The 3143-nt window shown below is 40.8% G+C and carries 3 protein-coding genes; 1 reads left to right on the forward strand and 2 read right to left on the reverse strand.

What is annotated here, in order from left to right:
• Both F6K52_RS34595 and F6K52_RS34600 read right to left on the reverse strand, forming a co-directional pair.
• The coding region (locus tag F6K52_RS34595) for a dynamin family protein (protein ID WP_293089471.1) at positions 1 to 721 on the reverse strand (721 nt) is incomplete at its 3' end.
• A gap of 399 nt (positions 722 to 1120) precedes the next feature.
• A complete protein-coding gene (locus tag F6K52_RS34600) occupies positions 1121 to 1585 on the reverse strand; it encodes an ABA4-like family protein (protein ID WP_293089474.1) in 465 nt (154 codons plus the stop codon).
• Positions 1586 to 1958: 373 nt separating this feature from the next.
• Between F6K52_RS34600 and F6K52_RS34605 the strand changes: the two genes are divergently transcribed.
• The coding region (locus F6K52_RS34605) for an RNA-guided endonuclease TnpB family protein (protein ID WP_293089477.1) at positions 1959 to 3143 on the forward strand (1185 nt) is incomplete at its 3' end.

Here is a 3143-nt window from a genome sequence, read left to right on the forward strand (position 1 = left end):
TCTCTTTGACCTGATCAACGACTTCTTGGAGTAAGTTACTAACTTTTTGTCTATCGGTTTCTGTACTATCATAAGTAACTATACATAATGCTTCTTTACATTTTCTAATCACAGAGGCATTTCCTTCATCACCCACATGAGCTAAACCCGGAAGATCCATGATTCGCACTTTGGTTTTTTCAGGCAAATCAAGCAGGTTAGGATCGGCTACAAGGCGGAAAGGGTAATATATCGTTGCTTGTGGACAAGCAACACTGGTTTGTCCATCTCGATTAGCTTGAAGATAGGACTTCATGACTTGGTCTAAACGGTCATAAATGTCTTCGTCGGTAAGATTGCGCCATTCTCCACATTCCCAAAGTGCCCCTGGGGTTTGATCAATTTTCAGAGATTTCGTTTCACTGTATTCTACAATCACAACCCCTGCACTCATTTCTTGTACGGCAACTGGGAGAATTTCGGTGCCACACAAGAAGTTGACCAGGGTACTTTTACCACTGCTAGTTGTCCCTGTTGTCGCTAAGGTAAGAACCGGTTCACTAAGTTCTTTAACTAATTCACGTACCGCCACCTGGAATTGGCTGTTTAAATCTTCGAGTTCACTGTAGTATTCTGCGGGTAGCTGTTCACGAATCTGCTCCTGAAAACTACCCCATTCCTGGTAAACATTCCCGATTGATTCTTCAACAGCTTCAAACGTCTTTTTAATGTTGCTTCTCATTATTATCAAAGCCTTTAGTGTTGAGTTGGAACGATGGTAGAGCACCCTAGAGGTCGTATTTATTTTTCCTTAAGCCTTTAGTCAACTTTTAAATACCTCTTTCTATAAAGAATAGCTTAAATAACACAAAAACGTCAAAGTAACTGGAAAATTGAAATATTTCTTAATCTAGGCAAGGAGAATGAAAAAATCACTAGTGGATTATTGCTGAAGATCGAGTATAGAGTTTATAAATGAGATGTAAATATAGAATGTCATTTTTTATTGTTAAACAAAACTTTACCCAGGCGTAGCCTCTCTCAGGAAGGGTTACGCCTGGGTTTCTTTTGCATGAATGCCTATTGCCTTTTGCCTTTTTAAGCAATACCTATGTTTACAACCGACATCCAAACCTGCTGATTATGTCTGTGATGGACTCGGAGTTTCAGAGTCTAAGGGAGTATCTGAGGTAGATTTCTTGGTAACCCAAGCGGTAATAATATGAGAAAGTAGTCCCATTGGTCCTGCAAATAAGCACAGAATTAGGGAGTGAATAGTCCAAGTACCAGTCTGTTGCCCCTGCCAATAAATCCAACGCCCTACAAATAAGTCGAAGACTAGGTAGTGTATCCAGCCAGTAGCAGCAACGGTTTCATCACTAAAGAAACGGGCAATATCGGCTAACTGAGGATTGGATAAGGCTTGGGCGGATTCTGGTGTAATGCTATTAATGAATAGGTAAATATATAAAGCTGCTAGAGCGACGAAGGGAAGATAGGATTCCATTACTCGTCTGGTAATACCCCAATTTGGCAAGAAAATCATTAAAATCCAAAAGGGCAAAACGAAGACATTGGCAATATTAAACAGTTGAGCGATAACCATATTTCTGAGTTGAAAATTTCAACTATTTAATATAGCATTTATCTAGAATTTATCAATTCGGTGAGGTGCAAAATTATTGGTTTTAGGGAACAGGTAATAGGGAGCAGGGATTAGGGAGTAGCGGATAATCGGAACAGGGAAAAAATCTTGTGTACCTCATAGGTATGATAACTGCTATCAGTGTTAGCCAGAGCATTGGAGATGATGGGTTCGCATTAATCTGTTGTGTTAACAAAACTCGCGGAATTCCCCACCGTGAAACACGGTGGGGATGGATAGCTAGACGATAGCTTATATTGAAAAGCCTAAGACTTGATGTATTAATGCAAAATACATATAATATTAACAGAGGTCGATAACAGAGGTAAACGCAGTGAAACATAAAGCCGTCAAAGTCAGGATTTATCCCACTCAAGAGCAAATTCAGATCCTTGCTCAACATTTTGGGTGTGCTCGTTGGTGGTGGAATTACGCGCTGAATCAGTGCATAGAAACTTACAAGGAAACTGGCAAAGGGCTAAAACAATCTGCGCTTAACTCTATGCTTCCAAAGCTCAAAAAGGAAAAAGAGACTGAATGGCTAAAAGACTGTTACTCTCAGGTTTTACAATCTGTGAGTCTTAACCTTAGTCGCGCATATCAAAACTTTTTTGAGGGCAGAGCCAAATATCCTAGATTCAAGTCATATCATCATCGCCAGTCAATTCAGTACCCTCAAAAAGTCAAACTAGTGGGCGATTGTCTTAAATTTCCTGGAAAGCTAGGGGTTGTAAAGGCAGTAATTCATCGCCCACTGGACGGGGATATCAAGACTGTTACAGTCAGTAAGACTCCCTCTGGAAAATACTACGCCTCTGTGCTAATGGAATATGATTATAGTAGCTCAAAGGTATCCAAAGATGGGAAAGTGATTGGCATTGATCTGGGTATCAAGGATTTTGCGATTACCTACGACGGCGAAAAGACCTCTAAATTTGGGAATCCTAAGCATCTAGCCAAGTACGAAAAGAAACTAGCGAAAAAGCAGCGTATCGCCGCCCGAAAGAAAAAAGGTAGTAACAGACGCAAAAAGGCCAGAAAAATTGTAGCTAAGGTATACGAACGGATTGGAAATGTCCGCCAAGACTATCTACATAAGCTATCCAGAAAGATAGTTGACAACAATCAAGTAGTGGTAGTCGAAAATCTAAACGTCAAGGGCATGGTAAGCGCTACGCGCACGCTACGCGAACGTAACCATAAATTAGCTAAAGCAATATCTGATCTAGGTTGGGGAACCTTTGTTAATTTCCTTTCTTATAAGTGCGAAAAAGAAGGAAAGGTATTGGTGGAGATAAACCGGTGGTTCCCCAGTTCTAAGACCTGCTCTAATTGTCATTACCAAATCAAAGAGCTGTCACTTGATGTAAGAACTTGGACTTGTCCGAGTTGCGGAACTCATCACGACAGAGATGGTAATGCAGCAAAAAATATTAGAGCAGAAGGGATCAGAATGCTATCCTCCTCTGGGACGGGGGAGGTCAACGCCATTGGAGAAGAAGTAAGACCAAGGCGTGGA

Source organism: Moorena sp. SIO3H5 (assembly GCF_010692395.1).
Taxonomy (GTDB): Bacteria; Cyanobacteriota; Cyanobacteriia; order Cyanobacteriales; family Coleofasciculaceae; genus Moorena.

What these genes read in the sequence shown, in the direction of transcription:
- F6K52_RS34600 (WP_293089474.1), bottom strand. Translation starts at nt 1,585, where the DNA reads ATGGTTATCGCTCAACTGTTTAATATTGCCAATGTCTTCGTTTTGCCC.